The 21100-nt window shown below is 38.5% G+C and carries 21 protein-coding genes; 5 read left to right on the top strand and 16 right to left on the bottom strand.

What is annotated here, in order from left to right; genetic code table 11:
• Window positions 1–58: 58 nt before the first annotated feature.
• Together FAR12_RS13330 and FAR12_RS13325 are read left to right on the top strand one after the other, a co-directional pair.
• Entirely contained in the window at window positions 59–751 is a 693-nt protein-coding gene (locus FAR12_RS13330; RefSeq protein ID WP_126409149.1) for a Crp/Fnr family transcriptional regulator, read from the top strand.
• 133 nt (window positions 752–884) lie between these two features.
• A complete protein-coding gene (locus FAR12_RS13325; protein WP_126409148.1) occupies window positions 885–1346 on the top strand; it encodes an Hsp20 family protein in 462 nt (153 codons plus the stop codon).
• 31 nt (window positions 1347–1377) lie between these two features.
• Here the strand turns inward: FAR12_RS13325 and FAR12_RS13320 are convergent, their stop codons facing one another.
• Window positions 1378–1896, bottom strand: coding sequence for a YppG family protein (locus FAR12_RS13320; protein ID WP_126409147.1), 519 nt, complete (start codon window positions 1894–1896; stop codon window positions 1378–1380).
• 275 nt (window positions 1897–2171) lie between these two features.
• On the opposite strand from FAR12_RS13320, the gene yppF reads away from it, so the two are divergent.
• Window positions 2172–2372 carry a YppF family protein gene (gene yppF / locus FAR12_RS13315; protein WP_126409146.1) on the top strand — a complete coding sequence of 67 codons (201 nt, stop codon included), beginning with the start codon at window positions 2172–2174 and terminating at the stop codon, window positions 2370–2372.
• A gap of 61 nt (window positions 2373–2433) precedes the next feature.
• Here the strand turns inward: yppF and FAR12_RS13310 are convergent, their stop codons facing one another.
• The 3 genes from FAR12_RS13310 to FAR12_RS13300 form a co-directional block, all read right to left on the bottom strand.
• The gene (locus tag FAR12_RS13310) at window positions 2434–2799 is read right to left on the bottom strand and encodes a YppE family protein (protein ID WP_246010391.1); all 366 of its coding nucleotides are present in this window, start codon (window positions 2797–2799) and stop codon (window positions 2434–2436) included.
• Between the two features lie 106 nt (window positions 2800–2905).
• Window positions 2906–3172: a hypothetical protein gene (locus FAR12_RS13305; RefSeq protein WP_126409145.1), complete on the bottom strand. Its 267-nt coding sequence runs from the start codon at window positions 3170–3172 to the stop codon at window positions 2906–2908.
• Between the two features lie 373 nt (window positions 3173–3545).
• Entirely contained in the window at window positions 3546–4607 is a 1062-nt protein-coding gene (locus FAR12_RS13300) for a DUF2515 domain-containing protein (RefSeq protein WP_126409144.1), read from the bottom strand.
• Between the two features lie 143 nt (window positions 4608–4750).
• On the opposite strand from FAR12_RS13300, the gene recU reads away from it, so the two are divergent.
• Window positions 4751–5365: a Holliday junction resolvase RecU gene (gene recU, locus FAR12_RS13295; protein WP_126409143.1), complete on the top strand. Its 615-nt coding sequence runs from the start codon at window positions 4751–4753 to the stop codon at window positions 5363–5365.
• A 32-nt stretch (window positions 5366–5397) separates the two neighbouring features.
• Complete coding sequence (locus FAR12_RS13290; protein WP_126409142.1) at window positions 5398–7965, top strand: transglycosylase domain-containing protein; 2568 nt, start codon at window positions 5398–5400, stop codon at window positions 7963–7965.
• 39 nt (window positions 7966–8004) lie between these two features.
• Here the strand turns inward: FAR12_RS13290 and FAR12_RS13285 are convergent, their stop codons facing one another.
• The 12 genes from FAR12_RS13285 to FAR12_RS13230 form a co-directional block, all read right to left on the bottom strand.
• A complete protein-coding gene (locus FAR12_RS13285; RefSeq protein WP_126409141.1) occupies window positions 8005–8379 on the bottom strand; it encodes a YpoC family protein in 375 nt (124 codons plus the stop codon).
• Entirely contained in the window at window positions 8376–9026 is a 651-nt protein-coding gene (gene nth / locus FAR12_RS13280; protein ID WP_126409140.1) for an endonuclease III, read from the bottom strand. Before nth ends, FAR12_RS13285 begins: the two co-directional genes overlap by 4 nt.
• A gap of 29 nt (window positions 9027–9055) precedes the next feature.
• A complete protein-coding gene (locus tag FAR12_RS13275) occupies window positions 9056–9763 on the bottom strand; it encodes a DnaD domain-containing protein (protein WP_126409139.1) in 708 nt (235 codons plus the stop codon).
• A gap of 151 nt (window positions 9764–9914) precedes the next feature.
• Window positions 9915–11207, bottom strand: coding sequence for an asparagine--tRNA ligase (asnS, locus tag FAR12_RS13270; RefSeq protein WP_126409205.1), 1293 nt, complete (start codon window positions 11205–11207; stop codon window positions 9915–9917).
• A gap of 186 nt (window positions 11208–11393) precedes the next feature.
• The gene (locus tag FAR12_RS13265) at window positions 11394–12584 is read right to left on the bottom strand and encodes a pyridoxal phosphate-dependent aminotransferase (RefSeq protein ID WP_281275671.1); all 1191 of its coding nucleotides are present in this window, start codon (window positions 12582–12584) and stop codon (window positions 11394–11396) included.
• A 26-nt stretch (window positions 12585–12610) separates the two neighbouring features.
• The gene (locus tag FAR12_RS13260; RefSeq protein ID WP_126409138.1) at window positions 12611–13090 is read right to left on the bottom strand and encodes a cell wall elongation regulator TseB-like domain-containing protein; all 480 of its coding nucleotides are present in this window, start codon (window positions 13088–13090) and stop codon (window positions 12611–12613) included.
• A 264-nt stretch (window positions 13091–13354) separates the two neighbouring features.
• Window positions 13355–16159 carry an ATP-dependent DNA helicase DinG gene (dinG, locus tag FAR12_RS13255; RefSeq protein ID WP_126409137.1) on the bottom strand — a complete coding sequence of 935 codons (2805 nt, stop codon included), beginning with the start codon at window positions 16157–16159 and terminating at the stop codon, window positions 13355–13357.
• A 449-nt stretch (window positions 16160–16608) separates the two neighbouring features.
• Complete coding sequence (panD, locus tag FAR12_RS13250) at window positions 16609–16992, bottom strand: aspartate 1-decarboxylase (RefSeq protein WP_126409136.1); 384 nt, start codon at window positions 16990–16992, stop codon at window positions 16609–16611.
• A 31-nt stretch (window positions 16993–17023) separates the two neighbouring features.
• The gene (panC, locus tag FAR12_RS13245) at window positions 17024–17869 is read right to left on the bottom strand and encodes a pantoate--beta-alanine ligase (RefSeq protein WP_126409135.1); all 846 of its coding nucleotides are present in this window, start codon (window positions 17867–17869) and stop codon (window positions 17024–17026) included.
• Window positions 17866–18702, bottom strand: coding sequence for a 3-methyl-2-oxobutanoate hydroxymethyltransferase (panB, locus tag FAR12_RS13240; protein WP_126409134.1), 837 nt, complete (start codon window positions 18700–18702; stop codon window positions 17866–17868). The genes panC and panB overlap by 4 nt, the downstream gene beginning before the upstream one ends.
• A gap of 229 nt (window positions 18703–18931) precedes the next feature.
• Window positions 18932–19912: a biotin--[acetyl-CoA-carboxylase] ligase gene (locus FAR12_RS13235; protein ID WP_126409133.1), complete on the bottom strand. Its 981-nt coding sequence runs from the start codon at window positions 19910–19912 to the stop codon at window positions 18932–18934.
• Window positions 19897–21099 (bottom strand): CCA tRNA nucleotidyltransferase, encoded by a 1203-nt coding sequence (locus FAR12_RS13230; RefSeq protein WP_126409132.1) that lies wholly within the window; start codon window positions 21097–21099, stop codon window positions 19897–19899. Before FAR12_RS13230 ends, FAR12_RS13235 begins: the two co-directional genes overlap by 16 nt.
• Between the last annotated feature and the right edge of the window lies 1 nt (window position 21100).

Below are 21100 nucleotides of genomic sequence, written 5' to 3'. Positions count from 1 at the left end.
TATGAATGCGCTCTATTTGATACAATTAAGCTAGAAACCAAGATTAAAGAGGTGGCGTATGAAACACTCGGAAATAAAGGATGTACTCGCAAAGTTTACCCTCTTCCGCGACTTAACAGATAAAGAATTAACAGAGATCGTCAATATTTCGATTTCGCGTGAGTACAAAAAAGGCAATCATGTGTTCATGCAGGATGAACCATTAGCAAATGTCTATTTTATATATAATGGAAAAATCAAAATCTACAAGAGCGATATTTCTGGAAAGGAACAGATTGTTAACTTTTTGAAAAAGGGTGAAATGTTCCCCCATGTCGGTTTTTTCAGAAAAGGTGGCTATCCTGCTTTCGCAGAAATTATCGAGGATTCGACCTTAGTCGTCGTCCCTATTTCCAAGTTTGAACATGTATTGATTGAAAACCCAGAGCTTAGCATTAAAGTTTTTAAAGTTCTAGGCGAAAAAATCGTAGACCTTCAGGAACGACTAGAATCACAAATCTTAAACAATACGTATGAACAAATTATTAAACTCTTAGTTCGATTAGGGAAAACACATGGACAGGAATTAGAGGACGAAACGGTTAAGCTTAAAGGGGAGTTCACAAATAAGGATTTGGCCAATATGATCGGTACGACCCGCGAAACCGTAAGCAGAACGTTAACGAAGCTGAAAAAAGATGGAAAGATCAAAGTGGATTCTAAAGGGAGCATGCTCTTTGATCCGAGTGAGCTATTAGATGAATTAATTTAGAATGACAAGCCGAGCCTTGATGGTTCAGCTTGTTTTTTTATATAGCTTTAAAAAGTATTGGTCAAAAGTTTTTAACAGCAAGACAATAGCTGAATAGACTGTATTGATGAATTTTTATAAAGGGGTGATTCGCATGTCTTCAAATCTTCCAAGAGACCCAAGAAAGCATGATGAACCTTTTAATGATTTTAGAGGTCTTATGAATGGTTTTTTTCACAAACCGCCAGTCAAAGGTTTCTTGCAAAGCATGGATGAATTCTTTCAAATGCCCTTTTCTACTTTTTCAGTCCAGGTTCAAGAGTTTGATAAAGAACACATCATCACAGCTGAACTTCCTGGTGTGAAGAAAGAACAGATCCATATCGATGTACTTGATCGTTCGATTAAAATTACGGTCAAGCATTTGGAAATCATCGAAGAAGAGAACGACGTAGATAAGGTTTATAAAAAAAGTCAATCGATGCAGCAATTAAGCAGAAATATCTATTTAGGACATCAAATTGACGAACGGAAGGTAAAAGCCTCTTATCAGAATGGCTTACTTAAAATCCGTGTTTCGAAACCAATGGGAAAGAAAATTTTAATCGAGGAATAAGGAAAACGACCACCCGCGTGGTCGTTTTTGATTACACTTTGAAAATTCCGCCTATCCCCTTCACTAATCCCGAAACCTGACTAAACGCATTCATCATAGTACCCGCAGTATCGATCATTTTATTAAAATCGAATGTGCCATCCTGAGCCTTAAAGGAATTCAAAATCGAATTCATTCCTGTAGGTGGGCGGTTTCCATAACCTGGCTTTGGATAAGGGTGCATATACGGATAGTTATTTTTCATATATGGATTTCCTTGCCCTCCCATTCCTTGAGTCTTCTTAGGTTGAAGAGGATTTTGCAGAATTGCTTCGATCGGATACGTTTGATTATAGCTGTAGTTCCCTCCATCCCCCATCATCGATTGTTGATGTCCGTAAGGCATTGGGCTTCCTTGGTACATCGGTGACGTTTGAGGATAGTAAGGATGGTAATAGGGCTGAGTTCTAGTTGGCGGGTTGCCTCCTATTTGATGCTTTTGATATGGATAATACGAATAAAGGGGTGGGTGTGAATAATGCTGATAGTTTTTATTTTTTCGTCCAAACAAGCCTACATCCCCTCCTTTTACGAATGAACACTTGGGTCTCTCTCCATAATTTATGAATCATTCGCCTAGGGTGTGAATATAAACCTTTGAAAAAAAATGCCCTTTAAGCTCAATATGAGAGCATGTCTAATTGTGTAAAAGAGTGTCGGAAGTTTCAATTTTATGAAAATTAATAAACGAAATAGTTCTATGTTAAGATTTTACATAAGATAGCGCGGATGATTTCAGTCATGCATCCCAAAAAAAGTTTGATCAAATTAGGGGAGGAAATTCTTATGTATGTTCACGAGCTAAAAGAAAAGTTTTCAATCCGTAAGCAGTATCAAACAGAAGATGTTAATGAGCTATTAGACTTTGCGAAAAAAGTGTATATCTCGAACGAAATCACTTCGGGCGAATACAAAAAACTAGTTCGTGAGCTTGAATCTCAAGGCGCACACTTGCCCGCTGATGAGCTAGAAAAACATTCCCATTAAGAAAAAACCTTTCTCAACAGAGCTCCTACAAAGGAGTTCTGTTTTTTCATTATCGAAAATTTTACTGTTTCTCAAGTTGCACAATAAGTGTTGTCAAAATGAAACGAACGGATTGAACATAATTGATGAATCTTGTTTTGCTCGTTTCTGGATAAAACGCTTGAACAGACAACATCTCAATTTGTTCTGTAGAAGATTCAATCTGTTTTACGTGTAAATTCTTCGGACGATTTGATGCAATCCAAGATGACGCAAGCTCAGACCACTTGTCATTGATCTCTTTCACTTCATCAGCAAAAGGCTTTACTTCTGTAAAAAAGTCTCCTCTCACTCCACTAATTTTAACTTCATCATATTTGTTGGAAATGAACTCCATATAATCCAATAATTTTTTTGTTAATGTAAGTAAGGTCACATTTTGTTCCACAGGGGATCCTCCGATCGCTTTTCTCATTAAGAAGTTTTTAGAAAAAAGCATGATAAAAAAATAAAGTAGCTCATAAACGGCTACTCTAAGATTCATTGTATTTTGTTTAGAAGCCAAGTTCAAGCTTCATGCTTGTATTTTGATGGAGATTCCCAACTCTTTTCTTATCAAACGTAATGTTTTGATAAATTCGTTCAAGTTTGGATATCCGACCATCTAGACGATCCAGTTTCGCAAATTGATCGGTCATTAATTTATTTCGATGCTCCGTTAAATTGTTATCTAGTGCTTTTTCCAATTCCTCAAGCTGATCATAAATCTCTGATAATTTTTCAAGTAGCTCTTCCTTTTGGACGTGATTCTTTTCCTCCATCATTAATCCCTCCTATCCTATATGGACGAACCTATATATTTAACAATTCTCAGTATATGCACTATATTCTCTCTTTGTACAAGACATCCTTCACAGTTGACAAAACTAGCTGTTATTCGGCAAAGAAAGTAGTATTTTTTATTGCTTTAGAGATATTTCGACACGAATGAAAACCTCTCTTTTGAACAAACTATGATCGGAGGTGTTGATCTTGAAAAAAAGAGATAAACAAAAAAATGCCCAACCAAAAAAACTAGAGGAAACAAAAGCTGGTTATGGAGATAAAAAGCTAGAAGGGCCAGATCGTCCTTCAACTTAAGAGTTTCTAAAAGGAGAAGAGAGCATCTGGAATATTCCTGTGCTCTCTTCTTTTTTAGTTCTTTTTGAATTTCCGCTTCTCTCTTTTATTGAAGCCCAAAGATTCAAACTTTGATTTCAAATGATGCCTTAGAATAATAGCCCTATGTAGCCTTGTTTGTTTCTTTTTGTACCATGTTGATAATTCAGTAGCATGCGAATGTTTCTTTATGGGAGCAAACCATTTTCGTTTAATCCTATTTGTCTCGGACCAATCCTCATATTCTTGGATATGATGGTCGATAATCGGAAAGGTTACTCTTAAATATGGGGTTGTTCTTTTGGGCTTTGGATGTACATATTGCTCATAATCAAATCTCGATCCTGAGTGGCTTGTATTCGTAGCAAATTCGTAAAAATATGGGTAGTAATTTTCATTAAAAAGAGTAGCTGATAATTTTTTCCCTAAATCAATCCTTCGATCCACAGTGCGAAATCCATGCACACTTGAGCCATATAATCGCCCGTTCATTGTTGGTAATAATACACAGCTATAATGAAACCAATCCTGAAAATCAAATAATAATGTGTGAAATACATTCTTTTTATAGCGAGGCTGTTCAACGACTGGCTTCTGAATCAAATTCTGTTCATTTATGATGAGGGCTGTTAACAATCTTTCTCTATCCCCTTTTTCCCAAAACCGATTCCACTCTTTTACCATAAATTGCGAAACATGGAAATACGGAAGAAGATGAAACATTGGAGCACCATTTTTCGTCGAATAATGGTAGAGAAGGAGCTGAGGATATGCATCGTGAAAAATGAGCCAATTTGCTCTTTCATAGGTTCTAAATAAAATGGCTCGCTTCTTTTTATCCAAGATAAGTGGAAACCACTTCCCTTGGAGGTCGCCCATATTCCAACCTGCATTTCGAGAAACCATGTGAGCAAGAAAAGACCACTTAATGTTAGAATGAGCATTATAGTAGCGGAGATAAGCTTCTGTCCTAGAAATATTATCGATGTTGTTACGCTTTACAACTTTGGCAATATCATGTACTATCTTTTTTTCGGAAGCTGTTAGCGTTTTAGAAAGATTTGGATCGTAAATTAGGACCACCCTCTTCACTTGCATTCTACTATAGAGTTCGTTAATTAGTGCTTTTTATTCAACCAAAGATAATGGACATTTGGTATGATAAGGATGGCTCAATACTTGTGTGCACCCTAAGTTCAGTAAACGAGATGAGCAATTAGAAGTCTTTGAGGTGTTGTCACTTGGAATTCCATTATCCAAACGGAAAAAAATTCAAACCTGCTACTACAGTAGAAAAAACAAAGAAAACAAAAGCAAAAGATTTCACCTATAGTAATCGGGGCATGACTTTGGAAGAGGATTTAAACGAAACGAACAAATATTATTTACAAAGTGAGATTGCTGTTATTCATAAAAAACCGACCCCTGTCCAAATCGTTAACGTTGATTATCCGAAAAGAAGCGCTGCTGTTATTAAGGAGGCTTACTTTAAACAAGCATCGACCACCGATTATAATGGCGTCTATAAAGGAAAATATATTGATTTTGAAGCAAAAGAAACGCGTTTCAAAACTTCATTTCCGCTAAACAATTTTCATAAGCACCAAATTGAGCATATTAAGCAAGTACTCAATCAAAATGGAATTGCTTTTGTTATTCTTCGTTTCTCGAGCATCGAGGAAGTTTACTTTTTAGAAGGAAAACATCTTCTTTCGCTCTGGAACAGAATGGAGGAAGGCGGTCGTAAATCCATTACAATTTCCGAGGTTCAAGAATATGGACATAGAATTTTACTTGGATTTCGACCGAGAATTGACTATATTAAGATAATAGATAAGCTTTACAATTTATCGTAGTAGGTTAGCTGTAAAAGGAAGGATGAACATATATGGCAGAAAAATATCAAACAAGGGAGGAGCGCCGCAAGAAGCTTGCAAATCAGCAAAAAGGAAAAAAGAAAAAAGGAAAAGTCTCAATTAAACGTGTCTTTTTATTCCTTGTTGCCTTAGGGATTATAGGGCTACTCGCAGGTGCTGCCACCTTTGCCTTTATGGTCAAGGACGCTCCAAAACTTGATGAAAAATTATTAAAAGATCCGATTTCTTCAGAGCTTTACGACGTCAATGGTGAAGTATTCACGGAAATTGGTTCTGTAAAACGAGATTATGTAAATTATGAAGATATTCCAAAACAGGTTGAGGAAGCCATTTTAGCAACCGAAGATGTACGTTTTTATAAGCACAACGGCATCGATTTAATCCGTTTAGGCGGCGCTGTCGTGGCCAATTTCACCCGTGGATTCGGTTCAGAGGGTGCAAGTACCCTTACCCAACAGGTTGTAAAGAATTCATTTTTATCACCAGAAAAAACCCTTTCGCGGAAAGCTCAAGAAGCTTGGCTTGCATTCCAGCTTGAGCGAAAGTATACAAAGCAACAAATCTTTGAAATGTATGTCAATAAAGTTACGATGGATACTGGTGGTCATGGTATTGCCACGGCTGCAAAAGTATTTTATGGAAAAGAGTTGGATGAACTAAATTTAGCTGAAACTGCATTGCTTGCAGGATTGCCACAAAGTCCATACAATTACAATCCTTTTAGGAATCCTGATAAAGCGGAAAAACGTCGCAATATCGTACTTTCATTAATGCATCAGCACGGTTTTATTTCAAAGGATGAGATGGAAGAAGCAAAGGCAGTTGACGTTACTTCTACATTAGTACCAGAAGAGGAACGTCAAAAGAATGGAGACATTCCTTACGATGCATTTGTTGGTCATGTCATCAAAGAAATCGAGAAAAAATACCCTGATTTAGATCCATTTTCAGATGGATTAAAAATCTACACAACGATTGAGCCAGATGCGCAACAATATGTGGAAGATATTCTTAATGGTAATGAAATTATTGCTTATCCCGATGACAAATTCAAAGCAGGAATCACCCTCTTAGATACAACTACTGGGCAAATTCGTGCACTTGGTGGCGGAAGAAATCAAACTGTTGATTTTGGATTTAACTACGCAACAGATGCGAAGAGACAGCCAGGGTCAACAATTAAACCGATTATTGACTACGGTCCCGCTATTGAATATTTAAAATGGGGTACTTATTATACGCTAGAGGATAAACCTTATACGTATTCTACCGGAGATAAAATCAATAACTGGGATAATAAACATAAAGGGATTATGACCATTCGAGAAGCTCTAGCAGATTCCCGAAATATTCCTGCCCTTCAAACTTTACAGGCAGTTGGTTTGGATAAAGCGAAGGAATTTGCGATTAGTCTAGGAATACCTTTAAAAGAAATTCATGAATCCTATTCGATCGGTGGTTTCGGTGGTGCTGATAAAGGCGTTTCTTCCCTTGAAATGGCCGGAGCTTATAGTGCTTTTGGTAACAATGGATTTTACACAGATCCCTACTCTGTTATTAAAATTGTACTAAGAGACGGTACAGAGCTCGATATGAAACCAGAATCTAAAGTTGTTATGCAAGATTCTACTGCGTTTATGGTTACAGATATGTTAAAAGATGTTGTTACTAGTGGTACTGGTACAAGAGCCAATGTTTCAGGACTCCCTCTAGCTGGTAAAACTGGAACGACAAACTATTCAGCAGATGATAAAGAACGATACGATATTCCAAAAGGCGCAGTACCAGATGCTTGGTTTGTTGGCTATACAACCAACTATACAGCTGCCGTATGGACTGGATATGACGATAAAAACAAAAACTTCCTCGTTGGGGATGATCAAAAAATAGCACAAAAGCTATTCAAAAATATTATGGAGCATGTTTCTAAGGATAAAGAAACTGCTGATTTCAAGGTTCCAAATACAGTCGAAAAAGTAAACATCGAAAAAGGTACAATGCCTGCGAAATTAGCAAGTGAATTCACACCCAAAGATTTGGTGCGTACAGAATATGCGGTTAAGGGGCATGCTCCTACCGAGGTTTCTGAGAAATACAAAAAGCTTGAAGCGCCTGTTGGCCTAAAAGCTAATTATGATGCCTTAAGTAATGAAATTGTCCTAACATGGGATTATACAGCTGAAAACGCTGAAGGCATTCAATTTGAGGTATATGCTGCAAGAGATAATGCCGCAGAAGAACTTCTAACCGTTGTCCCTGAAAAAACAATTAGAATGAAGGCTGAAAAAGGTGGAAACTACACCTTTAAAGTCATCGCTGTTCGTGAAGAGCTGAAGAGTGATCCTGCAACGACCACGATTCAAGTTCCAGATCCATTCTTCATGGACGATGGACAGGAAGATGGAGATGGCGACGGTATCCCTGACATTCCTGGTTTTGATGGAGAAGATGGCGAAGAAGGCAGTGAAGGCGGTGACCAATCAGGCGGTGACGGCACAGGAGACGGCAATAATGCTGGCTGGCCAGGTTGGAACAATGGGAACAATAATGGAAATGGGAACGGTGGAAATCGGCCTTAACAACGAAAGAAGCGTCTAAGCTTAAATGCTTAGACGCTTCTATTTTTTTAGCTTCTTTATCGCTAAAGCCTTTTTAAACCCTTTTTCTTGCTCAATGAAAAGCTCAGCTAACTGCATATAGGATTGGAATAAAGTCGGCCTTGCTATGATAAAATCAAGCCTTTCCCCTATATTAACCGGCTTAGTCTTGAATCCCGCAAAATCAATCTCTGTAGTTGAATCAACAGGTTTCTCATTGGACCAGTGTAGAAAGTCGATAAACAGGTTGATTCCTTTTTCCATGACAGGCTTAGCTTCCTTTTGTGCCCTTTTTTCAAAAAGAATATGAAGCTCCTCATTTAATGAAGACCATTGTTCTAAAAGAGTGGACACGCTCTCTTCCGGAGATTCCCATGGTTTGATACTTTCACTCATTTCTTTTTCGCCATCCTTTTCTGACCTTCACGACAAAGATCCAAAAGTGGACATTGTTCACATTGTGGATTTTGTGCTTTACAATGATAGCGTCCAAAGAATATCAAACGATGATGGGTTACGGACCATTCATCCTCCGGAACTTTTTTCATTAATGTTTTTTCAACTTCTAAAACGGAGTCCTTCCATCTGCAGATACCTAGTCTTTTACTGACTCGTTCTACATGGGTATCAACCGCAATAGCTGGCACTCCGAAGGCAACGGAAACAACTACATTCGCTGTCTTTCGCCCTACCCCAGGTAAATTTGTTAACTCGTCACGATCTCTTGGTACTTCCCCGTTATACTCGTCTAAGAGCAATTGACTGAGCTTTTGGATATTTTTTGCCTTATTACGATAAAGTCCAATCGAACGAATATCATTTTGTAATTCCTCTATTGGGACACTCAGATAGTCTTCTGGAGTTTTGTATTTTTGGAATAAGGATTTGGTCACCTTATTGACTAAAACGTCTGTACATTGAGCTGACAATGCAACAGCAATAACTAACTCAAAGGGATTGGAATGATCAAGCTCACAATGAGCATCTGGATACATTTCCCCAATTGTATCTAAACAAAAACGTATTTGTGTCTTATTTAACATTAGCTTCACTCACTTATTTTTATAACATTCTATTGTTCTAACCAATTATAGAAAGGTACTGCGTCTTTCCGAGGTGTTTGTTCCTCGTTATTAGCTCTCGGCTGCTGAGACTGATGCTGTCTAAACTTATTTCCGTAGCTCTTCGCCTGTTCAATCGTTTTAATTCCGTTTTTCTTCCACTCAAATAAAATCCGATCAATATAACGAAAGTTTAATTTTCCTGAAATAACTGCTTCTCTAAGGGCTGCCTTAATAATTAATGGCTCATGTCTATCATCATCAATCCATAAACCAAGCGTTTCACATTCGAATGGAGATAATGGTCTTCCAAATTCTTGTTCGAAGATCGTATACAAGTTCATTTCGGTTTGCTGATTCTGTTCTTTTTGCTGCTGATTTTGCTCTAATAGAAAGGCTTGTACTAACTTTTCCCAAAGCGGTTCAATGGAATATTTTTCAAAGCGGATACCATCAGTAGATTGACCATCTTCAATCGTAATAAACCCCTTTTGAATAAGCTTGCGCAGAAGTTCAGAGCATTGACTTACAGAAATCGTCATTCTTGTGGATATTTCTGGTGGAGTCGGAAAGTCATTTCCTGATTCAAGAAATGAAAAAACGTGTAAAAGCAACACCAATTCTTCCTCATTGATGTTTAATTGCTTATAATATGTCAACAAAGCCCGAGGAATTGTGATATTTCCTTCTTGGACCCATTTTATAATATTTTTATTCATATGGAGACACCTCCCGTCAATTATATCATGAAGTCACTTGCTTTTGTGCATGGAGAAATTAGGTACTTAAATACAAAAGCGAAATCTATAATTTCCTAACAAATGAAGTAAGAAAAAGTCCGCTAAATAGCGAACTTTTTCCTGAATTTTATTAAGGATATAGACGGTTCAATAAACGTGGGAATGGAATTGATTCACGAACATGTTCTACTCCACTAATCCACGCCACTGTTCTCTCAAGTCCAAGACCAAATCCTGAATGAGGAACTGAGCCATATTTGCGTAAATCTAAGTACCATTGGTAAGACTCAAGCGGAAGCTTATGCTCTTCAATTCGTTGTTTCAACAAATCGTAGTCATGAATACGCTCTGAACCACCAATGATTTCTCCATAGCCTTCTGGTGCAATAAGATCCGCACAAAGAACGACTTCTTCTCTTTCAGCATCTGGCTGCATATAGAAAGGCTTAAGACTTGTTGGATACTTTGTGATGAACACAGGCTTTTCGTAATGTTCAGCGATAGCTGTTTCATGCGGAGCGCCGAAGTCATCTCCCCACTTAATGTCATCAAAGCCTTTTTCATTCAAGAACTTAATAGCATCATCATAGCTAATGCGTGGGAATGGTGCTTTGATATTTTCAAGCTTGCTTGTATCTCTTCCTAATGTCTTCAATTCAATTGTACAATTTTTTAATACAGATTGAACGATATAAGAAACATATTGTTCTTGTACTTCTAGATTCTCTTCAAACTCAACAAATGCCATTTCCGGCTCGATCATCCAGAATTCAATTAAATGGCGACGTGTTTTTGATTTTTCCGCACGGAACGTTGGTCCGAAAGAGAATACTTTCCCAAGTGCCATTGCAGATGCTTCCATGTACAACTGACCACTTTGAGAAAGAAACGCATCTTCATCAAAATATTTCGTAGCAAACAATTCAGTTGTTCCCTCAGGAGCACTTCCTGTTAAAATTGGCGGGTCAACCTTAGCGAAACCTTGTTCATTAAAAAATTCATACGTTGCACGGATAATTTCATTTCTAATTTTCATTACCGCATGCTGACGGCGAGAACGTAACCATAAATGACGGTGGTCCATTAAAAATTCTGTTCCGTGCTCTTTTGGTGTAATTGGGTAATCAACCGATTGGTGGAGAACCTCAATTCCTTTTACAAGAAGCTCGTATCCTAATGGAGAGCGCTCGTCTTTTTGGACAACTCCAGTAACGTATACGGATGATTCTTGTGTAATAGACTTCGCAGTTTGGAATAATTCCTCAGCTACATCTTCCTTTACGACAACGCCTTGGATAAATCCAGTACCGTCACGTAATTGCAAAAATGCAATTTTTCCACTTGAGCGTTTATTGGCAATCCATGCACCAATTTTTACTTCTTGATCCACGTATTTGTGTACTTGTGAAATCGTTGTTTTGATCACTGTTATTTTCCCTCCAAAAACTAAAACACTTGCTGTGTATGTAATCAAGTTCGTGCGTCCGTCAATAGGACGAAAAAATTAAGTCAATATGCGTTTTCTTGCATCACTTTATTATACCTTTCAAAATTAGGACAATCAACATAAAAGCGGATGGACCCATTACGGTCGATCCGCCAAAAGTATTTAACTTAATTTATTTTCTACAAATTGATGGATTCTTGCTACAGCTTCTTCTAAAATCTCTAGGGAAGTTGCATAGGATAAACGAATATTATCTGGAGTACCGAAGCCAGAGCCTGGAACAACTGCTACCATCGCCTCTTCTAATAGTCCTGCAACAAAATCATCAACACTGCTAAATCCAGTTAAAACCGCTGCTTCCTTTACGTTCGGGTAAAGATAAAAAGCACCTTGAGGCTTAATGCAAGAAATGCCTGGAATCGCAACTAATTTATCGTAAATCACATTTAATCGATGCTCAAAAGCTTCCTTCATTTCTTGAACAGCATCCTGTGGACCTTCGTAAGCAGCGATAGCACCATATTGTGCAGTTGTCGTTGGGTTGGATGTACTGTGGCTAGCAAGATTCGTCATAGCTTTTATGATGACTGAATTACCAGCTGCGTAACCGATTCTCCATCCAGTCATAGAATGCGACTTGGAAACCCCATTAATAATGATCGTTTGCTCTTTTAATTGCGGAGAAAGCTGCGCGATAGAAACATGTTTATGATCTCCATAAATCAACTTCTCATATATTTCATCCGAGATAATAAGGATATTTTTCACTAAACAAATTTCACCTAGAGCAAGTAATTCCTCTGCCGTATAAATCATCCCAGTTGGGTTGCTCGGAGAATTGATAATCACTGCTTTTGTTTTATCTGTGATCGCTTGAGAAAGCTGTTCTGGAGTCATTTTGAATTCATTAGATTCTAATCCCTCAACAAAAACTGGAGTCCCCTCAGCTAATTTCACCTGTTCAGGATAGCTGACCCAGTAAGGAGCAGGGATAATGACTTCGTCCCCTTTATCAAGAATGACTTGAAATAGGGTATATAAAGCATGTTTGGCACCGTTCGTTACAAGAATTTCATTTTGCTTATACTCAAGGCCTTGGTCAACCTGGAATTTTTTCGCGATTTCTTCGATTAATTTAGCAAGCCCAGCTGAAGCTGTATACTTTGTTTGCCCTTCGTTCATTGAGACAGTAGCAGCATCGATAATATGCTGTGGTGTATTAAAGTCTGGTTCCCCTGCTCCTAAACCGATGACATCGTGTCCCTCTGCTTTTAATTGCTTCGCTTTAGCAGTAATGACTAATGTCGCCGATGGTGTTAATGATTTGACTCTAGCGGCTAACTGAATATCCATTTTTACTTTTCCTCCCAAGTTTCACATCATAAGTTTTGTATATCTTTTAACCATTCTCCGGTTTTAAAATCAATGTAGTAATAATTGATTTGATCATCGTTTGAACGGTAATAGATTTCCCACAGCGGAATATTGTTCTCAATCCCTAATTTGACGGTTATGATTTCGTCAGGATTCTTGTTTTCGTGAAGCTTCTGTATAGCTTCTTCTTTACTAATTCCATACTTTTCATTACGAACAATAATTTTATGTTTATCTTGTTTCTCAGGAATCCAGGCAATCAATGGATCTCCCGCCTTGTTAGTTCCCTTTACAACATAATAACTGCGTGAACCATTATAAATAGAAAAGTCGGTAACTGTTTCGATCACAGTTTCTTTTAATGCAATCTCTTCAGCCTTTTTCTCTGCACTATTTAATGGTTCTAAAGCGTTTATGTAAATATTGATGCCTATTCCCAAACAAATTAATAAAACTATACTTACAATCCAAATCCATTTTTTCATATTTTAAACTCCAATGTTTTGTATATCGTAAAAATCCCTTTGAAATAAACCACTCGACCTTGTGTTCACCTTTTACAACAATATTTGTAATTCATAGTTGTTCTTTTACAGGTAAAACTATTCTCAAGTAACGGCTGATATCAAAGCCTTTTTCTTAGAAACATTATAACAGTTTCCAGTGAAAAATCAGTACCCATTTCCAAAAATAAAATAACTTTTAGTCCACACACACACTTTTGCCGCGCGAAATCTGCGCGGCACTTTTTACATCCACTTTTCAATCAAATCAAGTGTCTCATTAATAGCAAGCTTTTTTACAGGGACTTCAGGAATCGACTGTAGAAAAGCTTTTCCATAAGAAGTTGTATAAAGACGTTTATCGAACACAACGACAAATCCTCGATCCTGAGTAGACCGAATCAAGCGCCCAAATCCCTGCTTAAAACGAATGATAGCTTCAGGCAATGAGTATTCAGAAAATGGATTCCCGCCACTTTGCTGAATCAAATTGCATTTCGCCTCTGTTAATGGCTCATTCGGTGGAGAAAATGGCAATCTAACAATAATCAGGCACGACAGATCCTCACCTGGGATATCAATACCTTCCCAAAAACTACTCGTTCCAAGTAAAATCGCTTTATCAAAACGCTGAAAATTTCTTGTAAGCCGTGTTCGACTTCCTCCTGTTATTCCTTGGCCCATTAGTACATAATCTTCAAGCAAGCCGCTCTCCTTCATCAAATGATACGTCCTTCTTAGCATGTCATAGGACGTAAAAAGAATCAGCATCCTCCCTTTTGTTACCTCTGCAATCGAAATAATATGTTCCGAAATAGCGGCGACATATTCATCGACCGATACAGAATTGATCTCTGGTAAGTCATTCGGAATGACAAGCTGTACTTGTTCTTTATAGTGGAACGGTGATTCAATTTGCTCCAGATGACAATTTTCCTCATTTAGCCCCAGCTCCCTCAACATGTAATCGAAGGAATTTTTGACTGATAGTGTAGCCGAAGTAATCACAACACTTTTCTTTTTATAAAAAAACTCCTGCTTTAATTGTTCGGCTATCGTAACAGGCTGTGCATATATCGTTGTTGAATTTTGTGGAGCACGTACGTCCACATCAATCCAAGCAACATTTTCTTCCGAAGGTTTTAGAATGAGCTTCTTAAGGTTTTCCCTTAGTCCTTCTAGATCACTTTGAAAAGCTGATACTTCCTGCAATAGAAGCTTTTGTTCATTGGATAGAACAATTGCATTCTTTGCAAAAGCATCCAAACACTCTTTTAAATAATCCATTAAATCTTTGATGATAAAATAAAATCGTTCCCCACATGCTTTAAGTGCTGACCATTCTTTAGATTTCTCTTCCTCTTTTAAACGGTAGGTAATACGGCTCATCGCACTTGAATGCTTCACTTTTTTCGTCGCAAAAAGCGCTACAGTCCGAAAGAATTCATCCATTTCATATGTGAGTTCTCCGAAGAGGCGATTGACCTCAAAGGAATGCTTACTTTCTAGCTTTAGCTCTGAAGCTTTTTCCTTTAACAGCTGCTCCAATTGGTAATGATATTGTTTTTGCTCGTATAAACCAAACTGGCTTAAAAGAATTCGAATATCCAGATAATCTAATGAGGACCCGAAATACTTTCCAGCTGCTTTTTCAAAATGATGACCCTCATCAAGAACACAATAGTCGTAACGAGGAAGGATCGACTGGTCGGATACTAAATCAGTTAGCAAAAAGGAGTGATTTGTAATAATGAAATCAGCAGTTTGTGCAGCTTTTCGAGCACGTAAATAGAAATCATAGTTCATCCATGATTTATGTTGAAAATACGCTGCATCATCATTTTTAATTTTGTTCCAATAAATCAAACCACCACTGGAAAGGTTCAGTTCATCCCTGTCACCAGTTTCTGTTTCTAACAACCAAATGAGAACCTGCATTTTGGTCAAGCATGTATCGTAATTGTCATCCTCTTCCTTTAATGTCTGTTCGAACTTCGCTAGGCTAATATAATGGCTTCTCCCTTTTAAAAGAACCGTATTAATTTCGAACGGAAGCATTTTTTCTAAATAAGGAATATCCTTGTTCAACAGTTGTTCTTGAAGCTGTGTCGTATGCGTACTTATCACAATGGGTTCTTTTCTTGCATTTCCAAAAAAAGCAGCCGGCAGTAAATACCCAATCGATTTACCAACCCCTGTTCCAGCTTCTATTAAGGCGTGTTTTTGATCCGAAAAGGCATGAAAAACCGAATCCATCATCTTAAATTGACCGCTTCTTTTCTCATACTCATGAAAAGCTTTTTGAAGCATTGCTTCCTTCTCTTCGTCTTGTTGAGGATATGGAATCGAAGACGGGCTCGTTTGTTCCTTTTTATTTTCAAAACCTTTCAAAACAATGCCTCGATGCCTTTCTAACCCATAAGGCAATTCTTCAATTGTCCGTTCCTTTTCTAATAACATGTCGTCTAGGAGAAGTGCAACGTCACTTTTTAGCCCTCCTGATAGCTTATGTAGTTGTTCAAGCGTTACTTGCGGCAAATTCCATAAGCGCTTAAGCAAAATAATTAAAAGTTCAGCCGTAACGTAAGCATCGCTATCTGCTTGATGGGGACGCTCATGATTCAAGCCCTCACGAATGGCTAGCTCATTAAGCTTGTAGCTATCGTAGGTTGGAAATAAGAATCGAGACATCTCGACTGTATCTAATACTGGACCTAGAAAGCCCTCGTAGCCAGCATTGACTAATTCTTCTTGGAGAAAGGATAAGTCAAATAATACATTGTGGGCGACGAAATAAGCATCTTCCAGTAAGGTAAGTACCTTTGGAGCAATTTCTTCAAAGGCCGGTGCATCACGAACCATTTCGTCAGATAGCCCAGTTAATTCTTCTATAAAAAGGGGAATTTCTCTCCCCGGATTGACTAGCGAGGAAAATTGCTCGACGATTTCGCCATTCTCTACAACGACGGCAGCAAATTGGATAAGCTTATCGCCTTTTTTCGGAGCGTTCCCAGTCGTTTCTAAATCTACAACAACAAATCTGTTACTCACTTCTTATGCACCTCAAGCGTCCATCAAATTGCTTTGAAGGAGTTCTTCTATATAATTTCTAACCTTCACTTTATCATAAACGAGGTTAAACGTAAAAACGAAGCAAACCGCCTCTTTTTTCCTAACTATATTAAAAATGTTGATTTCTACTCCAGGCGAACGCTTTCCGAGGGACAAAAAATAAGCGGTAAATTTCCGTCTATTTTTGGAGCTCCCCATGTTTCCCTTAAAATAAAGGGAGTTTTTCCGTCTATATTATCAAAATCATTGATTTTGGCCATATTTGGAGCTGTTACTCGGAATATCTCCGCTTATATCTGTTCCTTAGGCTTTCACTATATACAATAACCGGAATTTCTCCACCTAATAAATCGTCATACCTACATGGAATATCAACAAAAACACCTACTCGAACTTTTCCGAGTAGGTGCATGATTTACTTATGGATTTTATAAAATTGTACTTTCTGGTTCGGCGTGGAGCATTTCGACGATATTGTTGTCTTGGTCCATGATTGCGACCTTTGGTTGATGTGTGGCGATTTTTTCTTCTGCTACGAGGGCGTAAGAGATAATAATCACAACGTCTCCCTCTTGAACTAATCTGGCTGCGGCTCCATTGACACAAATGACTCCGCTCCCTCTTTTACCTGGGATAATATACGTTTCAAATCTTGCCCCATTGTTATTGTTCACAATTTGAACCTTCTCATTAGCAACCATACCTACTGCATCTAAAATATCTGTATCAATCGTTATGCTACCGACGTAATTTAAATTCGCCTCCGTGACACGAGCACGGTGGATTTTTCCATTCATCATAGTGCGAAACATGATGTACTTCCCCCCCTCTAACTAGCTCTGTTTATTCCACAGTAAGAACAAGATTATCAATAAGACGTGCATTGGCAAATTTCACGGCTAAGGCAATGATTATTTTGCCCTCTAGCCTTTCGTATTCTTCTAATTCTGGAAATGAATAAATCTCCACGTAATCGATAATACCCGTTGTCTTCTCTTCAATATGTTTTTTCATTTTCGCAATGACAACTTCTTTGCTTCGTTCCCCAGCTTCAAGTAATTCCTTTGCTAAAAGTAAGCTCCGATATAATTCAGGTGCCTCTTCTCGTTCTTCTGGAGCCAAACGGATATTTCTTGAACTCTTCGCTAGGCCATCTTCTTCTCGAACAGTACCAACTGGAATTAAGTTAATTGGAAAATTGAAGTCTGAAATTAATCCTTCGACAACAGCAACTTGTTGTGCATCCTTCATCCCCAGATAGACTCTCTCTGGTTGAACGATGTTGAATAGCTTTGTTAAAACGGTTGCCACCCCATCAAAGTGCCCAGGTCTTGATTCGCCACACAGGACGTTTGTCCTTCTTTGCACTAATGCTTTTACCGACAATGGACTTGGATACATTTCCTCAGCTGATGGATGGAAAATGATATCTACTCCTTCTGAAGAGCAGATATTTTGATCCCGCTCAAAATCACGAGGATAGGAATCATAGTCATCATTTGGACCAAATTGAAGCGGGTTTACAAATATACTCACAACGACAGTGTCATTTTCAAGTCGCGCTTCTTGCATTAGTTGGATATGACCTTCATGGAGATAGCCCATTGTTGGGACAAATCCAATTGATTTATCTTTTTTTATCTCTTTTACAAGAGCTTGCATTTCTTTTATTGAAGTAATGACCTTCATGATTTTCCCCCATAAAGTCCAAGTAGTTCTTCTTCCTTCATCGTGAAACTATAGGCATCAGTAGGAAACTGCGCTTTTTTCACTTCAGAGACATATTCAGCTAGTCCCTTTTGCACTTCCACATTCATATTCGCAAATGGCTTCACAAACTTCGCTAGTCGGTCTACTCCATACATCAACACATCATGGTATACAAGAACTTGACCGTCTGTTTCTACGCCAGCTCCTATTCCAATAGTAGGAATTTTTAAAGCATGAGAAATCTCGCGAGCTAGCTGCTTTGGTACACATTCGAGGACAAGCATAAAAGCACCTGCTTCTTCACACTTCTTCGCGTCTTCAATCAGCTTTCTAGCTGCCGCAGCATCCTTCCCTTGCACTTTGTAACCCCCAAGGACACCAACTGATTGTGGAGTAAGTCCAAGATGAGCAACAACAGGAATTCCCGCTCTCGTTAACGCTTTTATATGCTCTAAAACTTCATCAGCACCTTCCACTTTTACAGCGTTGGCACCCGTTTCCTGCATAATTCTCGCCCCATTAAGGAGCGTGTCCCTAACGGATAAATGGTAGCTCATAAACGGCATGTCAACGACAATGCTCGTGTTCTTAGCTCCTCTTCTAACTGCTTTCCCATGATGGATCATGTCCTCCATCGTGACAGGAACGGTGGAATCATAGCCAAGTACTACCATTCCTAATGAATCTCCCACAAGAATGATATCTACATCAACTTGTTCTGCTAATTTTGCGGAAGGATAGTCATATGCCGTAAGCATGACAATCTTTTCGCCTTCATTCTTCATTTTCAAAAAATCTGAAGTGCTTTTCATTTCAATTCCTCCTTTTAGTTGGAAGAGGAGATAAACAAAATAAAAAAGGGATCTTCTAAAAAACTACAGAAGGATCCCTTTGCATCATCATATAATTGTTTCATCCCTCTGTCCCGGTCCATTTGGATCTAGGCAGACTACTATTCATTTCAAAAAATTGTGATTCCAGGTGCAGTTCAAAAATGATACTGCCCGCACAAAAGATTATAACAAATCTTAAAGACTTTTCCTATCCAATTTCAATATCAGCTGAATAAATTTGATGGATTGTACCGCTCTCATCTTCAAGCATAAGCACGCCATCATCAGTTATTCCAAGCGCCTTTCCGGTTAGGTTCCCAGAAAGGGTCCGTGCCGTTATTTTTTTACCGATGCTTATCGCATAGCTTTCCCATAGAAGCTTGATCGGTAAAAAGCCTTTTTCTAAATAAAGTGTATACAGTTTTTCAAGACGTGCAAATACTGCCTGAACAAGCTCTGCTCGGTTAACGAACTCATCTTTTTCAATCGCAAGTGATGTAGCTATCGATTGAAGCTCTGGAGGATAGTCATCCTTTTGTTGATTAACATTGATTCCAATGCCAATAATAACAGAATGGATTTGATCCGCTTCTGCTTGTAATTCGGTTAAAATTCCGGTTACTTTTTTTCCATTGATTAAAATGTCATTTGGCCATTTAATATGCGGCTCTAGCCCCGTACAATCTCCAATTGCTTGCACTACAGCTACAGCGGTTAACAGCGTCAGTTGTGGAGCTTTTGGAAGAGGAATATTCGGACGAAGAATAATACTCATCCATACACCTGTCCCCTTTGGAGAGTGCCATGGACGGTTCATTCTGCCTCTTCCACCGACTTGCTCATCAGCTATGACAACGGTACCCTCTGGAACATTTTCAAGCCCAAGACGATGGGCTATTTTTTGTGTTGAGTCTACCGTTTCATGGTAATGGATTTCTTGTCCGATGGTCGAGGTTTTTAAGCCTAACCGAATTTCATTAGCAGTGACAAGGTCGGGAGCTTTTACAATCCGGTATCCTTTTCTTCGAATCGCTTCTAGTTCAAAGCCTTCATGACGCAAGTCCTCGATATGCTTCCATACTGCTGTCCGTGAACAGCCTATCAAGTCCGCTAAATATTGACCTGACAAATATTCACCTCTATGCTCAGTAAAAGCATCAAGCAGTTTTTTTCTTAAGGTTGATTGCATTCGAACAGCCACTCCCTTATTGATTCTTTTCCATTTCGAATCTCTCTCTTAATTACGGCAATTTCGATTTGTCGTAGGCGCTCTTCGATCCAAGGTCCACCCTTTTGCTCATACCATGCCATTAAATCCTGTCCGGTAACAGCTAACTCACTTCTCTCTTTTATCGGCAAAGCTTGCCATTGTTCCTCTAATTGCTTTATTCCATAATCCTTATCTTTTTTCATGAGAACATTGAAGAGCTTTTCCGTACTTACAGCTAGTTCAATTTGGGCTCGATAAAGTTCTTCTATTCCCCAGCCGCTATTCATTCTCTTATAAAGACAAGAAAGTCCCTTTTGCACACTTCGAATTTTTTTAACAGGCTGTTTCCAGCCTCTCATAAAAGATTCAACCTCAGTTGGAGGAAGGTTGAAATGGTAGAGCAGTATTACCCAATGCTCTTCAATCGTAAAGCTTCGATCGAGTTGAAGCTGCTGAAAAGCATGTAACTCTTCCTTATAACTAGTTAACCCAGGCAAATACTGATACATACCCGTTTCTATCAATAGCCGAATTGCTTGTTGATAATCTTGTCCCATAAGGAGCTTTTCAAATTCAGTCGTGATTCTTTCAACTGCGATAAAGCTTAACAACTTCCCATGTTCTTTTAAGGCTTGAAAAGTCTCAGAATCAATCGCAAAGGACAGCTGGCTCACAAAACGAACAGCCCTCATCATCCTTAATGCATCTTCATGAAATCTTTCACTGGCATCACCAACTGTTTTGATCACCTTGTTTTGCAGAGCAGCACGTCCGTCAAATGGGTCAATGATTTCTCCGTCTTTATTCATCGCCATCGCATTCATTGTGAAGTCTCTACGTCTTAAGTCTTCCTCTAATGAACGAATAAACGTCACATCATTCGGTCTTCTAAAATCATCGTATTCCGATTCACTTCTAAATGTCGTAACTTCATAGGATTCTCCTTGATAGAGAACGACTACAGTTCCATGAGCAATTCCAACATCTACGGTTTTAGAAAAAATCCCTTTAATTTCTTCAGGTGTGGCAGAAGTGGCAATATCAACATCGCCGATTTCTCGATTTAAAAGAAGATCTCGAACCGACCCACCAACAAAATAAGCCTCATAACCAGCTTTCTCTATTTCTTCTAAAATGGGCAATGCCTTTTCGAAAGGATATTTCATG

Source organism: Bacillus yapensis, from assembly GCF_005280205.1.
In the GTDB taxonomy this organism is placed as follows: Bacteria; Bacillota; Bacilli; order Bacillales; family Cytobacillaceae; genus Robertmurraya; species Robertmurraya yapensis.
The sequence above is the reverse complement of the archived record's forward strand: the minus strand, read 5'-3'. Positions and strand labels throughout refer to the sequence as shown.